We start from the raw sequence: 16543 nt of genomic DNA on the forward strand, positions 1-16543 counted from the left end.
AGAAACACATGACAACTGACCGCACCGCTCTCGTGGTTCGAGGCGGCTGGGACGGGCACCAACCCGTCGAAGCCACCAACCTATTCATTCCGCACCTCGAATCGTCAGGATTTTCAGTGCGTATCGAGGAGAGCCCGGCCATTTATGCGGACGCTGACTACATGGCGACCGTTGATCTCATCGTGCAGTGCAACACCATGAACACGATCGAGAAAGAGGAGTTCCTCGGACTGCGCGCCGCGATCGAAGCCGGCACGGGCATGGCCGGCTGGCACGGGGGAATTGCGGATTCGTATCGCAACAACTCGGACTACCTGCACCTCATCGGCGGACAGTTCGCCTGCCACCCGGGCAAACACCCTGACGAGCGGGTCGGCGACGCGTCCGACAACTTCCTTCCCTACCGGATCGAAATGACCGAGGCTGCCCGGTCCCACCCGATCACCGAGGGCATTTCTGACTTCGACCTGATGACCGAGCAGTACTGGGTGCTGAACGACGACTACATCGACGTGTTGGCGACGACAACGCTGCCGGCCCGCGAGTTCGATGCGTGGACCCGGCCGGTCGTGTCACCGGCGGTGTGGACGCGGCAGTGGGGCAATGGGCGTATCTTTGTCGCCACCCCGGGACACTCGGTTGACGTCCTCCAAAACGAAAACGTGCGCACTCTCATCGAAAGGGGCATGCTGTGGGCAAGCCGGTAGAACCACTGAACGTCGGAATCGTTGGCTGCGGCTTCATCATCGGCGCCTACCTCGAGACCTTCCCGAAGCTCGACGCTGTTCGGCTGGTCGCGGTTGCTGACCTCGACCGCTCCCGGGCAGACGCGGTCGCGGCCGAGAACCCTGGTGTCCGGTCGCTGAGTGTTGATGAGCTGATGGCCGATGACGAGGTGCAGCTCGTGCTCAACCTCACCATTCCGGCCGCCCACGCACAGGTCGCACTCCAGGCGATCTCCGCGGGCAAGCTGGTGTACGGCGAGAAGCCGCTCGCGGCCGACTCCGAGCAGGCCGCCGCGGTGCTCGCCGCAGCGGCTGAGGCCGGTCTGACGTTGGGCTGCGCTCCCGACACTGTCCTTGGCACTGGCATCCAGACGGCACGTCGTGCGATCGATGACGGCCTGATCGGGCGACCGATCTCCGCAACGGCGACGATGGTCACGCCAGGCCACGAGCGCTGGCACCCGAACCCCGATTTTTACTACCTGCCTGGCGGTGGACCCCTGCTCGACATGGGCCCGTACTACGTGTCGACGCTCATCAACCTGCTGGGTCCGGTTGCCTCGGTGATCGGAGCGGCAAGTCACACCCGCGGCACCCGCACGATCGGCTCCGGACCACGCGAGGGCGAGGCCATCCCGGTCACCACCGACACCCACGTCACCGGAGTGCTCGTCCACGAGTCGGGAGCCCTCTCGACCCTCGTGATGAGTTTCGACGCCGTTGCCACCCGCTCGGCCAACATCGAGGTCCACGGCGAGACCGGTTCTCTGATCGTGCCGGACCCTAACCGGTTCGACGGCGATGTTGAACTGCGCGCTCTCGGCTCCACCGAGTGGGAGACGTTGCCCACGTCGGCCGGGTACGTCGACGCCGGTCGGGGTGTCGGCATTCAGGACCTCGCAGTGACCGAAACGGATACTGAGCCGCGCGCGAGCGGGCAGCTCGCCTTCCACGCGCTTGATGTCATGGAGTCGCTGCTTCGGTCTGCGCATTCGGGACAGTCCGTGGTCATCGAGAGCACCTGTAACCGTCCGGCGGTTGTTCCGCTGACGGAGCTCAGCGTTCGAGCCTGACACCGGGGCCCGGCTACCACGCACTAGCGCGTGCGCCCTCGTCACCCTAATCTGGGAGGACGAGGGGGCACGTGCGACACCCCTGCCGTGGCGAAGCATCGTCGCACCGCGAACAAAGGGGCGAGCGATGAGTTATACAACAACCATGTTGAGGGCCTATCCAAAGCCGCTGCCGCACATTGATCGGGCCGCGCTGGCCGAGTGCATCGAAGCATGTATTGAGTGCGCCCAAACCGCGACGGCGTGTGCGGAAGCGTGCCTGTCTGAACCCGACCTTGCTGACCTGGCTGAAAACATCCGTGCCGCGCTGGATTGTGCCGATGTCGCCGGAACGACCGCGAAAGTCCTGTCGCGACACCCCGCGTATGACGCCAACCTGCGTCGGGCTCTCTTAGCGGCGTGCCGGGCGGCGAGCGCGCTGGCGGCCGAGGAGTGTGAGCGGCATGCTGAGCGGCACAGCCACTGTCGAGTGTGCGCCGATGCCTGCCGGCGCTGCGAGGCGGCCTGCCAGCAACTGCTCGACGTCTGACGCGTCGCGGCTACTCGACCCGAACGTCCTCGGGGGTCTTGTCTGGGCGCCACCCGCGCCACGACGAGTGACGGAGCGCACCGGTCGACGTCCACTGCAGGAATGTGACCTCGCCCACCAGCTCAGGGCGAATCCATTTCGCCCGGGAGAGTTCCTCACTCGGCGCATCGTGCACCGGGGGAGCGTCGAGCGCCATCGGGGCGAATTTCTTCACCCACGCGCGGCGGTCACGGTCGGTGAAGCCCGTTCCCACCCGACCGGCGTACCGGATGCCACGCTCATCCGGAATTCCGAGAATGAGCGACCCCACCGCGTTGGTCGCATTGCCCGCGCCGGGCCGCCACCCCACGATCACGACCTCCTGCATCTTCTCGTGCTTCACTTTGATCCACGACCGCGACCGCTTGCCCGGCAGGTATGGGCTGTCGCGCTCCTTCGCAACGATGCCCTCCAGGCTGAGCTGCTCGCTTGAGGACCGTGCGGCTTCGAAGTCGCCGTCGAACTCCGGTGGAACCCGAATCGGCCCGGCCGGCGACACCACCTTCTCGAGCGCTGCCCGGCGTACGTCGTAGTCGTCACCGGTGATGTCGTGGCCCTCAAGCTCGAGCAGGTCGAAGAGCATGAGCTCAATGCTCGCCGAGCGCGCGGCCGATTCGTCCTCACTGAGGCCCGCGCGCGATTGCAGCAAATGGAAGCTCGGGCGTCCGTGCCGGTCGAGCGCCACGACTTCACCATCGAGCACTGCTGACGTCGCCCCGACCGCATCCCGCAGCGGCTGTACGAGTTCCGGAAAGGTGTCAGTGAGGTCGTTGCCGTTGCGGCTGAGAAGGCGAACTGTGCCGTCATCGACATAGACCACGGCACGGTATCCGTCCCACTTCATCTCGAACGCCCAGTCGTGCTCGTCGTCGATATCACGAGCCCCACCCGCCGCGGCGAGCATGGGTTCGATGAGTGGCCTGCCGATCGGCGTGGTCGGCGCCGCAATTGATGAGCGACGGTTCTTCCCCGATTCCGCGAGTTGCTTCGTCGGACCGGCCGATGACGATGACGGATGCTGTGGGCTGTTTTTCTTGGCCGTCCCATCCATCAGATGGATGAGCCAGTTGTTCTCCGCGCCCGGTCGGCGCGTATGGATGAGCGCGTACTTCCGAGGGACACCACCGAGTCCGCCGTCGGGTCGACCGGTCAGCGTTGCGATTACTTCTTTTCCCTCGCGCCACTTCTCCAGTTCGAAGGTACCCGCGTCCCAGATGGTCACCTCGCCTGCACCATACTCGCCAGCCGGGATGCGTCCCTCGAACGTGCCGTACTCGAGAGGATGATCCTCGGTCTGCACGGCGAGGTGGTTGTCGGTTCCGGCCAGCGGCGGCCCTTTCGGAACGGCCCACGAGACGAGGACGCCCTCGTGTTCCAGTCGGAAGTCGTAGTGCAACCGACGTGCGTGGTGTTCCTGAATGACGAAGGAGTTTCCGCTCGTCAGGGCCGCCGCCTCGTCGGGCACCGGCTCGGGCGTCTTGGCGCCGTCTCGCATACTGCGGTACTTCGACAGTCGGTCCTGTGCCGCCGGTGTGCTGTCGAACCGAGCCATGTGCTCGGGGGTGGGTTCGAGTGCGGCGGTTCGTGACGCCGCGAGCGGAGCCAGCAGGTCCCCGCGCCCGGACACGCGGTCCAGGACCTCCTCAAAGTCGAGTTGCGCGAGATCCGGGTCTTCAAGCTCCTCCCAGGTGCGCGGTGCCGCGACGGTCGGCGTAAATTGCCCGCGGAGCGAGTACGGCGCGATCGTTGTCTTAGCGCGGTTGTTCTGGCTCCAGTCAATGAGGACCTTGCCGAGTCGCAGGGTCTTCTTCATATCGCTGACGATGAGGTCGGGGTGGTCGGCCTCGAGGGCCCGAGCCAGCTCGTGGGCCACCTCAGAGACCTGGTCGCTTGTGAGCGATCCGTCGAGCGCAGAGTAGAGGTGGATGCCCTTGCTGCCGCTCGTCACCGGATGCGGGTCAAGGCCCATCCCCGTGAGGATGTCGCGCGCCAGGAAGGCGACGTGGGCACACTCAACGAGGCTCAGGCCCGGCCCCGGGTCGAGGTCGAGCACGAGGCGGTCGGGATTGCGTGCTCCACCGGTGCGTTCGAATTGCCATTGCGGCACGTGGATCTCGAGTGCCGCGATTTGGGCCAGCCAGGTCAGGGTCGCCCGGTCGTTTACGAGCGGATACTCATTGTTGTGGCTACTGTGTTCGATCTCGCGGCGGGCCACCCAGTCCGGAGTCGAGGAGGGGTCGAGGTTCTTCTGATAGAACACTTCGCCCGGCTCGTCCGGCGTCCCGACGCCGTGTACCCAGCGTTTGCGGGTGGCGGGGCGCTGGGCCGTGTACGCGATCATCACATCGGCAATCTCGGCGTAGTAGCGCAGGACATCGGCCTTGGTCGTGCCGGTCTCGGGGTAGAGCACCTTGGTGAGATTGGTCAGTGTAATGCGCCGCCCGTCGACACTCACAACCTGACGGTCTCCCTTCGCCGCTGCCATGCCCTACTCTTCCTCGTCGATCGGGGGATAGGTCAGCGTCAGGCCGTCCGCCCGGGCAAACCGGGTGAGGGTGTGCGGGCGAGCACTGGACGCGCTCATGATGTCGTCGACCTCGAAGTCCCGCACGAGAAGCGCATCGCCGATCAGGGAGCGGTGGCAGCGCCAGGGCACCGCCTCAGCGCACATGATGGCCACAGTGTCGTCGGCTGTGAGGGCGATCAGTTCGGCGAGCCCGTCGCTGAACTGCTCGGTCTGCATGTAGTCGGCGTAGCCCCGGAACGAGGAGTTGTTCCACCCCGCGTTGACGGAGTCACGAGTCGGCCGTCGCAGCCCGCCGAGTGCCGAGAGGTGCTGGTATCCGATTGACCGCTCGGGCAGGGTTCGCTGAAGCTCATCGCCGGCGAACTGTGGGTTGTGACGCGACTTGGGCACGGTTCGCACATCGGCCACGAGGGTCACTCCGTGCCCGCTGAGCATCTCAACGAACTCATCGAACGGATGGGTGGAGTGCCCAACGGTGAAAACATGTTGCATGCTCGGCAGCGTATCGACGCGTTGACACCGGTTTCAAGGCCTCGACACGGGCCCCGGTCGTCTGCCACGTTGCGGACGGATGCGGCGAAGCGGCAGCCCCGGATCGCCTCCGGTCGTCAGCTCTGTCGAGGTGTCGCGCAACCAATCGAGCGCGGCCTGGGCTACGTGCCTGTCGGCGGAAAGTGCCAGCGTGCGCTGCACGGTCGGAGTGCCGTCGTCGGAAACGTTCGCGACAGCATCCGCTTTCGATTCCCACGCGTCCTGCTGGCGGGACAGCACTCCGGCCCACTCCATCCCCGGGATGCTCGATGCCACGAGAACCTGGTCGGCCATGTCTGGCCAGTTTTTGACATCAGGATCGATCGGAACGGCGAACCAGTCGTCGACCTGCTGGCGTCCGGCCGGCGTCAATGCGTAGAGCGGGAGGTTGTCATCGGTCACGTCGTCCGACACGATGAGCCCGGCCCTCATGAGCCGATCGAGGGTGGAGTACACCTGGCCGACGTTGACGCCCGCGCGGTGCGGTGCCCGTCGGACCAGTTCGTCACGCAGCTGCAGGCCGTAGGCCGAGCCGAGGGAGAGGATCGCCAGGATCGCATCCTTCACCGCCATGGGGCTCCTCGGTCCTGTAGAGAATCTCTACCCAGTATAGAGTTATCGCAGGACACGCCGACCGTTCATCATTACATCGTTGTTGTTTGTGTGCTATTTGGGGCATAATGACACCGACGGCGTTCCGCCGAAAAATTGAATAACGGATGCTGCATCTCACTTGAATCGCGGTCGTTGGGGAAGACGTACCACGAGAACAAGGAGGAGAACATGGTGGCATCTGTCGCACGGGGAGTGATTTTGGTTCACTCCTCACCGCGCGCGCTGTGCCCGCACGTTGAGTGGGCGGCCGGTCGCGCTCTTGGTCGTGCCGTGAATTTCTCGTGGGAAGACCAGCCGGTACTCAAGGGTGCCCAACGGGCCGAATACTACTGGGAAGGCCCGCAGGGAACCGGTGCTGCTCTCGCGTCTTCACTGCGCGGATGGGAGCACTTGCGATTCGAGGTGACCGAAGACCCGAGTGCCGGCTCGGATGGTGGTCGGTGGCTGCACACGCCTGACCTCGGCATTTTCTACGCCCAGACCGATAGCGCTGGCAACGTTGTTGTGCCCGAAGACCGCATCCGCTACGCGATGGATGTGGCCGGGTCGAATTCGGCCGAGTTGCAGCGCGAGTTGCGCGTGGCGCTTGGCCAGGCCTGGGATGACGAGCTCGAGCCGTTCCGGTATGCGTCCGATGACTCGAGCGTGATCTGGCTGCATAAGGTCGGGTAAGCACCGCTACACAAGCCCGGGGCCAGCTGCGGTGGCACTCTGTGCAGGTCGGTGAGCATTCCCGGCCGGTGCGGACAGTGAAACCGACTGGTCCGGTAACGACACAGAACCCCGCACGGCCAGCGCCGTGCGGGGTTCTGTTGGTGTGTCGACCTTAGAAGGTTTTGAACGCGGCGACGGCGTTGTGACCGCCGAAGCCGAAGGAGTTGCTGATTGCCAGCAAATCGCCGGATCCAAGCTCGCGCGGCGACGTGACGACGTCGAGCGCAATCTCGGGGTCCTGGTTCTCGAGGTTGATGGTCGGTGGGGCGACCCGCTCGTGCAGGGCCTTGACCGTGAAGAGCGCCTCAATGGCGCCGGCGCCTCCGAGGAGGTGCCCTGTCGATGCCTTCGTGGCACTGACCGAGATTGAGTCGAGGTGGTCGCCGAAGACGCGACGCAGCGCGTTGTACTCGGCGATATCTCCGACCGGGGTCGAGGTTGCGTGGGCGTTCACGTGCACCACATCGGTGAGCGTGAGTCCCGCGTTCTCGACGGCGGCGATCATCGCTCGAGCAGCGGCCGATCCTTCGGGGTCAGGAGCGGTGATGTGGTACGCGTCGCTGGTCACAGCGCCGCCAAGCACCTCGGCGTAGATGCGTGCGCCACGAGCTTGGGCGTGCTCGAGGGTCTCAAGGACGAGAGCTGCGCCACCTTCACCAAGAACGAACCCGTCCCGGGAGACGTCGTAGGGGCGAGAGGCCGTTGCCGGGTCGTCCAGTCGCTTGGACAGTGCCTGCATGGCAGCGAATGACGCGATCGGGAGCGGGTGGATCGCCGCTTCCGAACCACCGGCGATGATGACGTCGGCGAGGCCGGCCTGCAGGTGTTCAAACGCGTTGGCGATCGACTCGGTGCTCGACGCGCAAGCGGACACAACGGTGCGTTCGCCGGCGCGTGCGCCGAGGTCCATTCCGATCGCAGCGGCCGGGCCGTTGGGCATGAGCATGGGAACGGTCATCGGAAGGACACGGCGTGGGCCGCGTTCGCGCAGGGTGTCCCACGCGTCGAGGAGCGTCCATACTCCACCGATTCCGGTTGCCCAGTCGACGCCGAGGCGCTCTGGATCGACCTCGGGGGAGCCTGCGTCAGCCCAGGCTTCGCGCGCCGCGATCAGTGCGAACTGGCTCGATGGGTCGAGCCGCTTGGTTTCGATGCGGGGGAGCACATCCGTGGGTTTGACGGCGGCCTGCCCGGCGATAGTGATGGGCAGCTCATATTTCGCTACCCATTCCTGCTCGAGGGTACGGACGCCGGAAGCGCCAGCAAGGAGGTTGTCCCAGGATTCTTGGGCCGTGCCACCGATCGGTGACGACGCACCAATTCCTGTGACGACAATTCTTTTGGTCATTCGATGAAACTCTCTGAGTGCTGGTCAGCGATACAAGCGATACATAGATGGCTCGTGGAGCGTGATGAGGGACCGGGTAGTGGGGTAACCGCAACCCGGTCCTCATCGACGCAGGGAATTTAGCCCTGTGCTTTGACGATGAAGTCGACGGCGTCGCCGACGGTCTTGAGGTTCTTGACTTCCTCGTCCGGGATCTTCACGTCGAACTTCTCTTCTGCGTTGACAACGATGGTCATCATCGAGATCGAGTCGATGTCGAGGTCGTCCGTGAAGGACTTGTCGAGCTCGACGGTATCTGCAGCAATTCCGGTCTCGTCGTTCACGAGCTCGGCCAGGCCGGCGAGGACTTCTTCAGTGGACAGTGCCATGGTGTTATCTCCTTGAGTATCGATTGACCGTCAAACAGTCTATTGGGGTTGGTGCGCCCGAACCGGGCAACCGAGGGGTGTGGTTAGGGGAGGACGACGACCTGGGCTGCGAAAACCAGCCCGGCTCCGAAGCCGATCTGCAGCGCGAGTCCGCCCGAGACCTCCGGGTGTTCCTGGAGCAGTCGGTGCATGGCGAGCGGAATCGACGCGGCGCTTGTGTTGCCGGTGGTGGCGATATCGCGAGCGATCACGACGCTCTCCGGCAGCTTCAGTTGCTTGGCGAACTCGTCGATGATGCGCATGTTGGCCTGGTGCGGAACAAACGCGGCAAGCTGATCTGGGGTGACACCGGCTTTCTCGAGCGCTTCCTTCGCGACCTTCGCCATGTCCCAGACAGCCCAGCGGAATACGGTCTGGCCTTCCTGACGCAAGGTCGGCCACGGCGCTTCGCCGCGACGGTACTCCTGAAGGGTGGCGTTCATTCCGACAGCACCGGCCTTCGATCCGTCAGATCCCCACACGGTGGGGGAGATTCCGGGGAACTCGCTGGGGCCGATGACTGCAGCGCCTGCGCCGTCGCCGAGCAGGAACGAAATTGAGCGGTCTTCGGGGTCGACGACGTCCGACAGCTTCTCAGCACCGATCACCAGCGCGTACTTCGCGACACCGGTGCGGATGAGCGAGTCGGCCTGGGCGATGGCGTAGGGGTATCCGGCGCATGCCGCATTGACGTCGTAGGCAGCAGCGGGATTCGCGCCGACGCGGTCGGCAACCACGGCCGCCATGGACGGGGTCTGCTGAATGTTGCTGATGGTCGCGATGATGACGGCGTCGATCTCGGCGGGGTCAACGCCCGAAGCGGCGATCGCGTCCTTCGCGGCGTCCGAGGCCAGATCGACGGCGAGAACATCCTGGCTGGCGCGCGTGCGCTCGATAATCCCGGTGCGCTGGCGAATCCACTCGTCCGACGAGTTGATCGGTCCAATCAAATCGTCGTTGGGAACCGAAACGTCACCGCGAGCTGCGCCCATTCCCAAAATGCGGGTGAAGGCGGGGCCCTGGGATTGGTTGAGGGTAGGTCTGGTCATTCGTCTCTCTCGATAGCGGAGATTGATTAGGCGGAAAGAAGTTCGAGCGCGGCCGGAATATCGGCCGGCGTCTTGATGGCGACGGCGGGTGTTCCCTTGAGGCCGCGCTTGGCGAGGCCGGTGAGCGCCCCAGCTGGGGCGACCTCGACGATGCCCGTGACGTCATCGGCGGCAAAGGACTCCATGCAGAGGTCCCAGCGTACGGGGGAAGCGACCTGCTCGACGAGCAGTTCGACAAAACGCGCGCCGGTGTTGACGGTGCTTCCGTCATTGTTCGTCCACAGGCGAAGTTCGGGGTCGGATGCCGTCAGTTCGGCGGCAACGGATGCGAGCGATTCGCGAGCCGGTTCCATGTATCGGGTGTGAAATGCTCCCGCCACCTGAAGTGGAATAACGCGGCTTCCTCGAATCGGTTCTGCGGCGAGCTGGGCAAGCGCATCGAGCGCGCCAGCAACCACGATCTGGCCGCCACCGTTGAAATTTGCGGGCTGGAGTCCCAGATCTTCAAGCCGGGTGAGGAGTGCGTCGACGTCGCCGCCGAGGACCGCGCTCATGCCGGTCGGGGTGGTCGCTGCTGCAGCGGCCATCGCGGTGGCACGGGCTGCAACGAATCGCATGGCGTCGGTTTCAGTGAGGATGCCGCTGCCGGCGGCTGCGGTGATCTCACCGACTGAGTGACCGGCAATACCGGGAGCGGTCGCGGGGGACCCGGCGTCGGCGAGTGCGCGCAGGGTGAGCAGGCCAGCGGCCACAATCAGCGGCTGGGCGACCGCCGTGTCGCGAATCGTGTCCTGATCGGATTCCGTTCCGTGCTTCACGAGGTCGAGGCCGGCCGCTTCGGAGTACTGCTCCACGAGTCGGAGGTAGTCGCTGTTCTCCAGCCATGGGGACAGGAAACCGGGGGTCTGGGAGCCCTGGCCAGGGCAGACGATAACGATCACCGTACTAGTCTGCCAACACAGTGACCTCGAGTTGTGTCGAACACAGCACAAGAATGGCCCATTCGCTTGTGCATGTCCCACATAGCCATCAGCGGATGTCTAGCGACGGCGCTTGAACCCGTCCGGTTCAGCGATCGATCCAAGGATCAACGCCGCCTGAAGAATCAGCGCCTCACGAGCACCGGTCGCGTCCCACCCAATGACGTCTGACACCCGCTTCAGTCGGTATCGAACGGTATTGGGGTGCACGAACAACTCTCGAGCGGTCGCCTCGAGCGACCGACCGTTGTCGAGGTAGCACCAGAGGGTCGTGACGAGCTCGGTCGAGTGTGCCTGCAACGGTTTGTAGATGCGCTCGATGAGGGTGGTGCGGGCAAGGGCGTCGCCAGCCAAGGCACGCTCCGGCAACAGGTCGTCGGCTTGGACGGGCCGTGGCGCGTGGCGCCATGCCCGAGCTACGGCAAATCCGGCGAGGGCCGCTCGGGCGCTCTTTGACGCTTCGACAAGGGTCGGGACCGCGTGGCCGAGCACGAGGTAGCCCGAACCGAATCCGGGCTCGAGGTGCGTCGCGATCTCAACGAAACTCAGCGAAGCGGCCGTTCCGATTTCCTCATCGTCGACGCCATGGGAGGTCTCAGCCCGACCGATGACCAGGACGAGACGTCCGCCCTGCACTCCGATCAGAACGTCGGCAGCCATGTGGCGGGCGGTGCGACGTAGTTGGTCAACGTCAAGTTGCGGCGGAGTTGTCCCAACGAGAACAGCCACCTCGCCGTGACCGTGCCAGCCGAGTGCCGCGATGCGGCTCGGCAGTTCGTCATCGGCTTCACCCGAGAGGATGGAATCGACGACGAGGGCTTCAAGCCGTGCATCCCACAGCCCACGGGCCTCGGCAGCGCGGGCGTAGACGTCCGCAGCTGCGAACGCGATTTCGCGCGAGTACAGCAGGATCGCCTCGCGAAGATCCTCACCGCCGTCCTTGATGCGCTCTTCGACGACTTCGACGGTGACGCGGATGAGCTGAAGCGTCTGCTGAAGACTCACCGAACGCAAAAGCTCACGCGGCGCGGCGCCGAAAACATCCGCGGCGATCCACGGTGTCGATTTGGGGTCGTCGAACCACGCGATGAACGAGGTAATACCGGCTTGGGCGACGAGGCCAACCGCGGACCGCCGCCCTGGCGGCATTTCTGCATACCAGGGCAGCGTGTCCTCGAGTTGCTTCAACGTTGTGGTGGCAAGCTCACCAGACAGTCGTCGAAGCCAAGCGAGCGTCTCGCCTTTAGAGCGTGGCACGGGCGGCGTGCGGATTCTTAGCTCTCACCACCGGCGTTGCCGGTGGTTCCCGCGTTGACATCGAGAAGGTTGTACTTCTCGATGGCACGGCCGGGCAGCGACGCGTCGACCTCGCCGCGGGCGGCGAGCATCTCGAGGGTACGAACGACCATCGAAGGTCCATCGATCTTGAAGAATCGACGAGCCGCAGCGCGGGTGTCAGAGAATCCGAAGTTGTCCGCGCCGAGCGTTGCGAAGTCGCCGGGTACGAACTGGCGGATCTGGTCCGGCACAGCGTGCATGAAGTCAGTCACCGCAATGTAGGGGCCCTGTTCATCCTTCAGGCGTGCCGTGACGTACGGCACCTGAGGCTCAGCATCCGGGTTGAGGAAGTTGTGCTCCTCAGCGCGAATACCGTCTCGACGCAGTTCAGTCCATGACGTCACCGACCAGACATCGGCGGAAACGCCCCAGTCCTGGGCCAGCAACTGCTGCGCCTCAAGAGCCCACGGGACAGACACGCCCGAGGCGAGAAGCTGGGCACGTGGCCCTTCAGTCTCGGCACCCTTGAGCTTGTAGATTCCGCGAAGCAGTCCGTCAACGTCCAGGTTCTCTGGCTCGGCGGGCTGGACGATCGGCTCGTTGTAGACCGTGAGGTAGTACATGACGTTGGGGTCTTCGTGCGCCCCGCCGTACATGCGCTCGAGGCCGGCGCGCATGATGTGCCCGATCTCGTAGCCGTATGCCGGGTCATAGGTGATCGTTGCCGGGTTGGTCGATGCGAGCAGGGGTGAGTGACCGTCAGCGTGCTGGAGACCTTCACCGGTCAGTGTCGTGCGTCCGGCAGTCGCTCCGATGATGAAGCCTCGTGCCATCTGGTCACCGGCCGCCCACAAGGCGTCGCCCGTGCGCTGGTAACCGAACATTGAGTAGAACACGTAGATCGGAATCAGCGGCTCACCCTGTGTCGAGTACGACGTTCCGATGTTGGTGAACGCAGCTGCTCCGCCGGCTTCGTTGATGCCGACGTGCAGGATCTGGCCCTGCGGGCTTTCCTTGTACGCGAGAAGCAGTTCACGGTCAACCGAAGTGTAGTGCTGGCCGTTCGGGTTGTAGATCTTCGCGGTCGGGAAGAACGCGTCGATTCCGAAGGTTCGAGCCTCGTCCGGGATGATCGGGACGATTCGGTTACCGAAGTCCTTCGAGCGAATGAGGTCCTTGAGCAGTCGAACGAACGCCATGGTGGTGGCGATCTCCTGGGTGCCGGACCCCTTCTTGGCGATCGCGTACGTCGAGTCCTCCGGAAGACGGATCTCGGTGTACTTCGACCGGCGTTCGGGAACGTAACCGCCGAGAGCCCGCCGGCGCTCGTGCAGGTACTGGATCGCTTCGTCGTCCGCACCGGGGTGGTAGTACGGCGGAAGGTACGGGTTCTCCTCGAGCTGTGAGTCCGTGATCGGGACGCGCATTTCGTCACGGAACATCTTGAGGTTGTCCAGCGTCATCTTCTTCATCTGGTGCGTGGCGTTGCGGCCCTCGAAGGACGGGCCGAGGCCGTATCCCTTGACCGTCTTCGCGAGGATGACCGTCGGCTGTCCCTTGTGCTCCGAGGCAGCCTTGAAGGCGGCGTACACCTTGCGGTAGTCGTGGCCACCGCGCTTGAGGTTCCAGATCTGCTCGTCGGAATAGTTCTCCACGAGCTTGAGCGCACGCTCATCCCGACCGAAGAAGTTCTCACGGACGAATGCACCGCTCTCGGCCTTGTAGGTCTGGTAGTCACCGTCAGGCGTGACATTCATCAGGTTGAGCAGGGCTCCACTTGAGTCACGGGCGAGCAGGTCATCCCACTCGCGGCCCCAGACCACCTTGATGACGTTCCAGCCGGCACCGCGGAAGAAGCTCTCGAGCTCCTGGATGATCTTGCCGTTACCGCGGACCGGTCCGTCGAGCCGCTGCAGGTTGCAGTTGATGACGAAGTTGAGGTTATCGAGTCCGTCGTTAGCGGCAACCTGGAGCTGTCCGCGGCTCTCGACCTCGTCCATCTCGCCGTCGCCGAGGAACGCCCAGACCTGCTGGTCACCGGCATCCTTGATGCCGCGGTTGGTCAGGTACTTGTTGGTCTGTGCCTGGTAGATCGCGTTGATCGGTCCGAGACCCATCGAGACGGTCGGGAACTGCCAGAACTCTGGCATGAGCCGAGGGTGGGGGTACGACGAGATGCCGTGCGGAGCATGCGACTTTTCCTGGCGGAACCCATCCAACTGGTCGGTGGACAGACGGCCCTCGAGGAAGGCACGTGCGTAAGTTCCGGGGGAGGCGTGGCCCTGGATGAAAATCTGGTCGCCGCCGCTGGGGTGGTCCTGGCCGCGGAAGAAGTGGTTGAACCCGACTTCGTAGAGCGCCGCGGACGACGCGTACGTCGAGATGTGTCCACCGACACCAATCCCGGGGCGCTGTGCGCGGTGCACCGTGATGGCCGCATTCCACCGGATCCATGCGCGGTAGCGTCGCTCGATGTCCTCGTTTCCGGGGAATTCAGGCTCGTTCTCCGGCGCGATCGTATTGATGTAATCCGTCGTCGGCACCATCGGAACGCCGAGGTGCAGTTCACGGGAACGCTTGAGCAAGCTCAGCATAATTTCGCGCGCACGGCCGTGGCCGTGGGTTGCGACGAGCTGATCAAGCGACTCTTGCCACTCTGCGGTTTCTTCGGGATCAGCGTCGAAGTTGTTAACCGAGTAGGGGTCCTGGTCGTTTACAGTCACCGTCGACCTTTCTGTATGGGCAGATCGTGCCTGGTTTTCCGAGGTGCAAATGTCAGACAGGGTCGGGTTACGACACGCGCAGGCACCTCAGATCAGCCTAGCGACTTAGAAAGCCAAAGGGTGACATTGTGCTGCAGTGCGTGAATTCCGCAGTGACTTTGGAGTTGAGAACCGGGAGGTCTAGCATGTGTCACTGATTCGCGTGAGGGCCTCTCGCGCGTGAAACCAGGCACTGGCCTGAAAGGACGCGGCGCTATGGCTCTCGAGAACGACACTCGAGCCCCCGACTTCGAACTCGTCAATCAGTTCGGCGAGACGGTGCAACTGGGCAGTTTCCGCGGCAAACGAGCCGTGGCACTCGTCTTCTTCCCCCTAGCGTTCTCCGGGCGCTGCACGAGTGAGTTGTGTGAGCTCCGGGACAACCTCGCTCTGTTCCAAAACGGCAACGTCGAATTAATTGGAATCTCTGTCGATTCGAAGTTCACACTCCGCGCGTGGGCGGAGGAAGAAGGTTACGACTTCACCCTGCTCGCCGATTTCTGGCCACACGGTCAGGTCAGCAAGGAGTACGGCGTCTTCCTCCCCGAGAAAGGCTTCGCAAACCGCGCCACCTTCCTCATCGACATCGACGGCATCATTCGGGCCAGTTTCATCACGGCGCCGGGCGAGCCGCGTTCTCTGGATGCTTACCGCACCGCTCTTGAGAGCGTTCAGCACCAACTGGTCTGAATACTGGGCAGCGCCGCTGTTTCGAGTCGGCGGTGAAAACTGTGTAACATGATCACGCTGCCTCGCGCAGTGAGGGCCTTTAGCTCAGCTGGTAGAGCGCCACGTTTACACCGTGGATGTCATCGGTTCGATCCCGGTAGGGCCCACCAACACCTCAGAAAGACCGGTTCGCGCTCCGCGAATCGGTCTTTCTGCATTTCGCCGACATGCCCTGCGTCGTCTCAGCGACGACGTGCACACGACTTGCACAGGGTTAGGGCAGGTTCTTTTCAGGCGAACCTTTCATACTGGGGTGATCAGTCGCCTGCGTGCCCGAATGTGCAGGCGTGACGCGGGCAGTTCTCGCGTCGTCCAGACATCGAAAGTCATCCACGTAGCCGCAGAGTGCGGAGCCCATGTGCCCCACTCGTGACGACCAGGCCACCGCCCCTCGTGAGCGCGGTGCCGCTGTGTCCAGGCTCACGCCCCGTGCGAGCTGACGCGCGCCGGCACAATCCCGGAAATCATGCTCATACTCAAAAGATTCACCCGCGCCCAAATTCTCATTGCAGCACTCGTTGTCGTCGGCGTCGCCCTCGCGTCGTTCCTGACGATCCAGGCCAACATCGCTCGAGTTCAGTCCATTGCCACCGGCGAGAAGATCGAGGGTTCGAGAACCCAACTCGCGGCCGCGCTGACCGCGACGGCGGACACCGTGTCGGAAGCTCAAGCCAACAAGCAAGCAGAAGCCGTACTGGCCGAGGCCAACCAGGTCATCGTTGCTGTGCAGGAAAAGGTCGACACCACTCCGCTCGTCGCCAGCGTGGCGTCGCTTTCGTCGTATGCCAGCCACGATGGTGACACTGTGCTCGCCCTCGCCGCGTCCACACAGGCCACGACCGCTGAGATGCAGGCCGCCGCCGCCGAGGCCGACCGCCAGGCCGCAGCGGCCGCCGCAGCAGCTGCCGAAGCCCAGCGCGTTGCCAACACGCCTGATGGCGCTCGTGCCACCGCGCGCTCAATGGCCCAGTCCTCCTACGGATGGGGCGACGCGCAGTTCTCCTGCCTCGACAAGCTCTGGCAGAAGGAGTCGGGCTGGTCTTACACCGCCCGCAACGCATCGAGCGGCGCCACGGGCATCCCGCAAGCACTCCCGGGCAGCAAGATGGCATCGGCCGGAAGCGACTGGGCAACCAACGCCTCAACGCAGGTGAAGTGGGGGCTCGACTACATTCAGCGCGCCTACGGTTCTCCGTGCTCGGCATGGTCGCACTCGCAGTCCGTCAACTGGTACTAA

General features: G+C 63.9%; 15 protein-coding genes and 1 tRNA gene. 7 read left to right on the forward strand and 9 right to left on the reverse strand.

The window, feature by feature from the left end:
* Window positions 1-8 precede the first annotated feature (8 nt).
* The 3 genes from L1277_RS04110 to L1277_RS04120 all read left to right on the forward strand — a co-directional run bounded on the left by L1277_RS04110 (window position 9) and on the right by L1277_RS04120 (window position 2327).
* On the forward strand, window positions 9-707 hold the full coding sequence (locus L1277_RS04110) for a ThuA domain-containing protein (RefSeq protein WP_253375054.1): 699 nt from the start codon (window positions 9-11) through the stop codon (window positions 705-707).
* Window positions 692-1798 carry a Gfo/Idh/MocA family protein gene (locus L1277_RS04115; RefSeq protein ID WP_253375055.1) on the forward strand — a complete coding sequence of 369 codons (1107 nt, stop codon included), beginning with the start codon at window positions 692-694 and terminating at the stop codon, window positions 1796-1798. Before L1277_RS04110 ends, L1277_RS04115 begins: the two co-directional genes overlap by 16 nt.
* A gap of 127 nt (window positions 1799-1925) precedes the next feature.
* A complete protein-coding gene (locus tag L1277_RS04120) occupies window positions 1926-2327 on the forward strand; it encodes a four-helix bundle copper-binding protein (RefSeq protein WP_253375056.1) in 402 nt (133 codons plus the stop codon).
* 10 nt (window positions 2328-2337) lie between these two features.
* On the opposite strand, the gene L1277_RS04125 is transcribed toward L1277_RS04120, so the two are convergent.
* Genes L1277_RS04125 through L1277_RS04135 form a run of 3 tightly spaced genes read right to left on the reverse strand, consistent with a single transcriptional unit; the run spans window position 2338 to window position 5997 of the window.
* Window positions 2338-4851: an ATP-dependent DNA ligase gene (locus tag L1277_RS04125; protein ID WP_253375057.1), complete on the reverse strand. Its 2514-nt coding sequence runs from the start codon at window positions 4849-4851 to the stop codon at window positions 2338-2340.
* Between the two features lie 3 nt (window positions 4852-4854).
* Window positions 4855-5385 (reverse strand): DUF488 family protein, encoded by a 531-nt coding sequence (locus L1277_RS04130; RefSeq protein WP_253375058.1) that lies wholly within the window; start codon window positions 5383-5385, stop codon window positions 4855-4857.
* Between the two features lie 33 nt (window positions 5386-5418).
* Window positions 5419-5997, reverse strand: coding sequence for a PadR family transcriptional regulator (locus L1277_RS04135; RefSeq protein ID WP_253375059.1), 579 nt, complete (start codon window positions 5995-5997; stop codon window positions 5419-5421).
* Window positions 5998-6207: 210 nt separating this feature from the next.
* Here L1277_RS04135 and L1277_RS04140 point away from each other — a divergent pair, with 210 nt between their 5' ends.
* Window positions 6208-6711 carry a DUF3145 domain-containing protein gene (locus L1277_RS04140; RefSeq protein ID WP_253375060.1) on the forward strand — a complete coding sequence of 168 codons (504 nt, stop codon included), beginning with the start codon at window positions 6208-6210 and terminating at the stop codon, window positions 6709-6711.
* 154 nt (window positions 6712-6865) lie between these two features.
* Here L1277_RS04140 and L1277_RS04145 read toward each other — a convergent pair whose 3' ends face one another.
* From L1277_RS04145 to aceE, 6 genes are all read right to left on the reverse strand, one after another.
* Complete coding sequence (locus L1277_RS04145; protein WP_253375061.1) at window positions 6866-8101, reverse strand: beta-ketoacyl synthase; 1236 nt, start codon at window positions 8099-8101, stop codon at window positions 6866-6868.
* Window positions 8102-8220: 119 nt separating this feature from the next.
* On the reverse strand, window positions 8221-8469 hold the full coding sequence (locus L1277_RS04150; RefSeq protein ID WP_108391126.1) for an acyl carrier protein: 249 nt from the start codon (window positions 8467-8469) through the stop codon (window positions 8221-8223).
* 83 nt (window positions 8470-8552) lie between these two features.
* Window positions 8553-9557 (reverse strand): beta-ketoacyl-ACP synthase III, encoded by a 1005-nt coding sequence (locus L1277_RS04155; protein ID WP_253375062.1) that lies wholly within the window; start codon window positions 9555-9557, stop codon window positions 8553-8555.
* A gap of 26 nt (window positions 9558-9583) precedes the next feature.
* Window positions 9584-10498 (reverse strand): ACP S-malonyltransferase, encoded by a 915-nt coding sequence (locus L1277_RS04160; protein WP_253375063.1) that lies wholly within the window; start codon window positions 10496-10498, stop codon window positions 9584-9586.
* A 99-nt stretch (window positions 10499-10597) separates the two neighbouring features.
* Window positions 10598-11794, reverse strand: coding sequence for a CdaR family transcriptional regulator (locus L1277_RS04165; RefSeq protein WP_253375064.1), 1197 nt, complete (start codon window positions 11792-11794; stop codon window positions 10598-10600).
* 17 nt (window positions 11795-11811) lie between these two features.
* Window positions 11812-14538 carry a pyruvate dehydrogenase (acetyl-transferring), homodimeric type gene (gene aceE, locus L1277_RS04170; protein ID WP_253375065.1) on the reverse strand — a complete coding sequence of 909 codons (2727 nt, stop codon included), beginning with the start codon at window positions 14536-14538 and terminating at the stop codon, window positions 11812-11814.
* A gap of 255 nt (window positions 14539-14793) precedes the next feature.
* Here aceE and L1277_RS04175 point away from each other — a divergent pair, with 255 nt between their 5' ends.
* The 3 genes from L1277_RS04175 (at window position 14794) to L1277_RS04185 (ending at window position 16543) form a co-directional block, all read left to right on the forward strand.
* Window positions 14794-15267: a peroxiredoxin gene (locus L1277_RS04175; protein ID WP_253375066.1), complete on the forward strand. Its 474-nt coding sequence runs from the start codon at window positions 14794-14796 to the stop codon at window positions 15265-15267.
* A gap of 73 nt (window positions 15268-15340) precedes the next feature.
* Window positions 15341-15416, forward strand: a tRNA-Val gene (locus tag L1277_RS04180).
* 356 nt (window positions 15417-15772) lie between these two features.
* Window positions 15773-16543, forward strand: a complete 771-nt coding sequence (locus L1277_RS04185; protein WP_253375067.1) for a hypothetical protein — start codon at window positions 15773-15775, stop codon at window positions 16541-16543.

It is taken from the genome of Okibacterium sp. HSC-33S16, assembly GCF_024171565.1.
GTDB lineage: Bacteria > Actinomycetota > Actinomycetes > Actinomycetales > Microbacteriaceae > Mycetocola_A.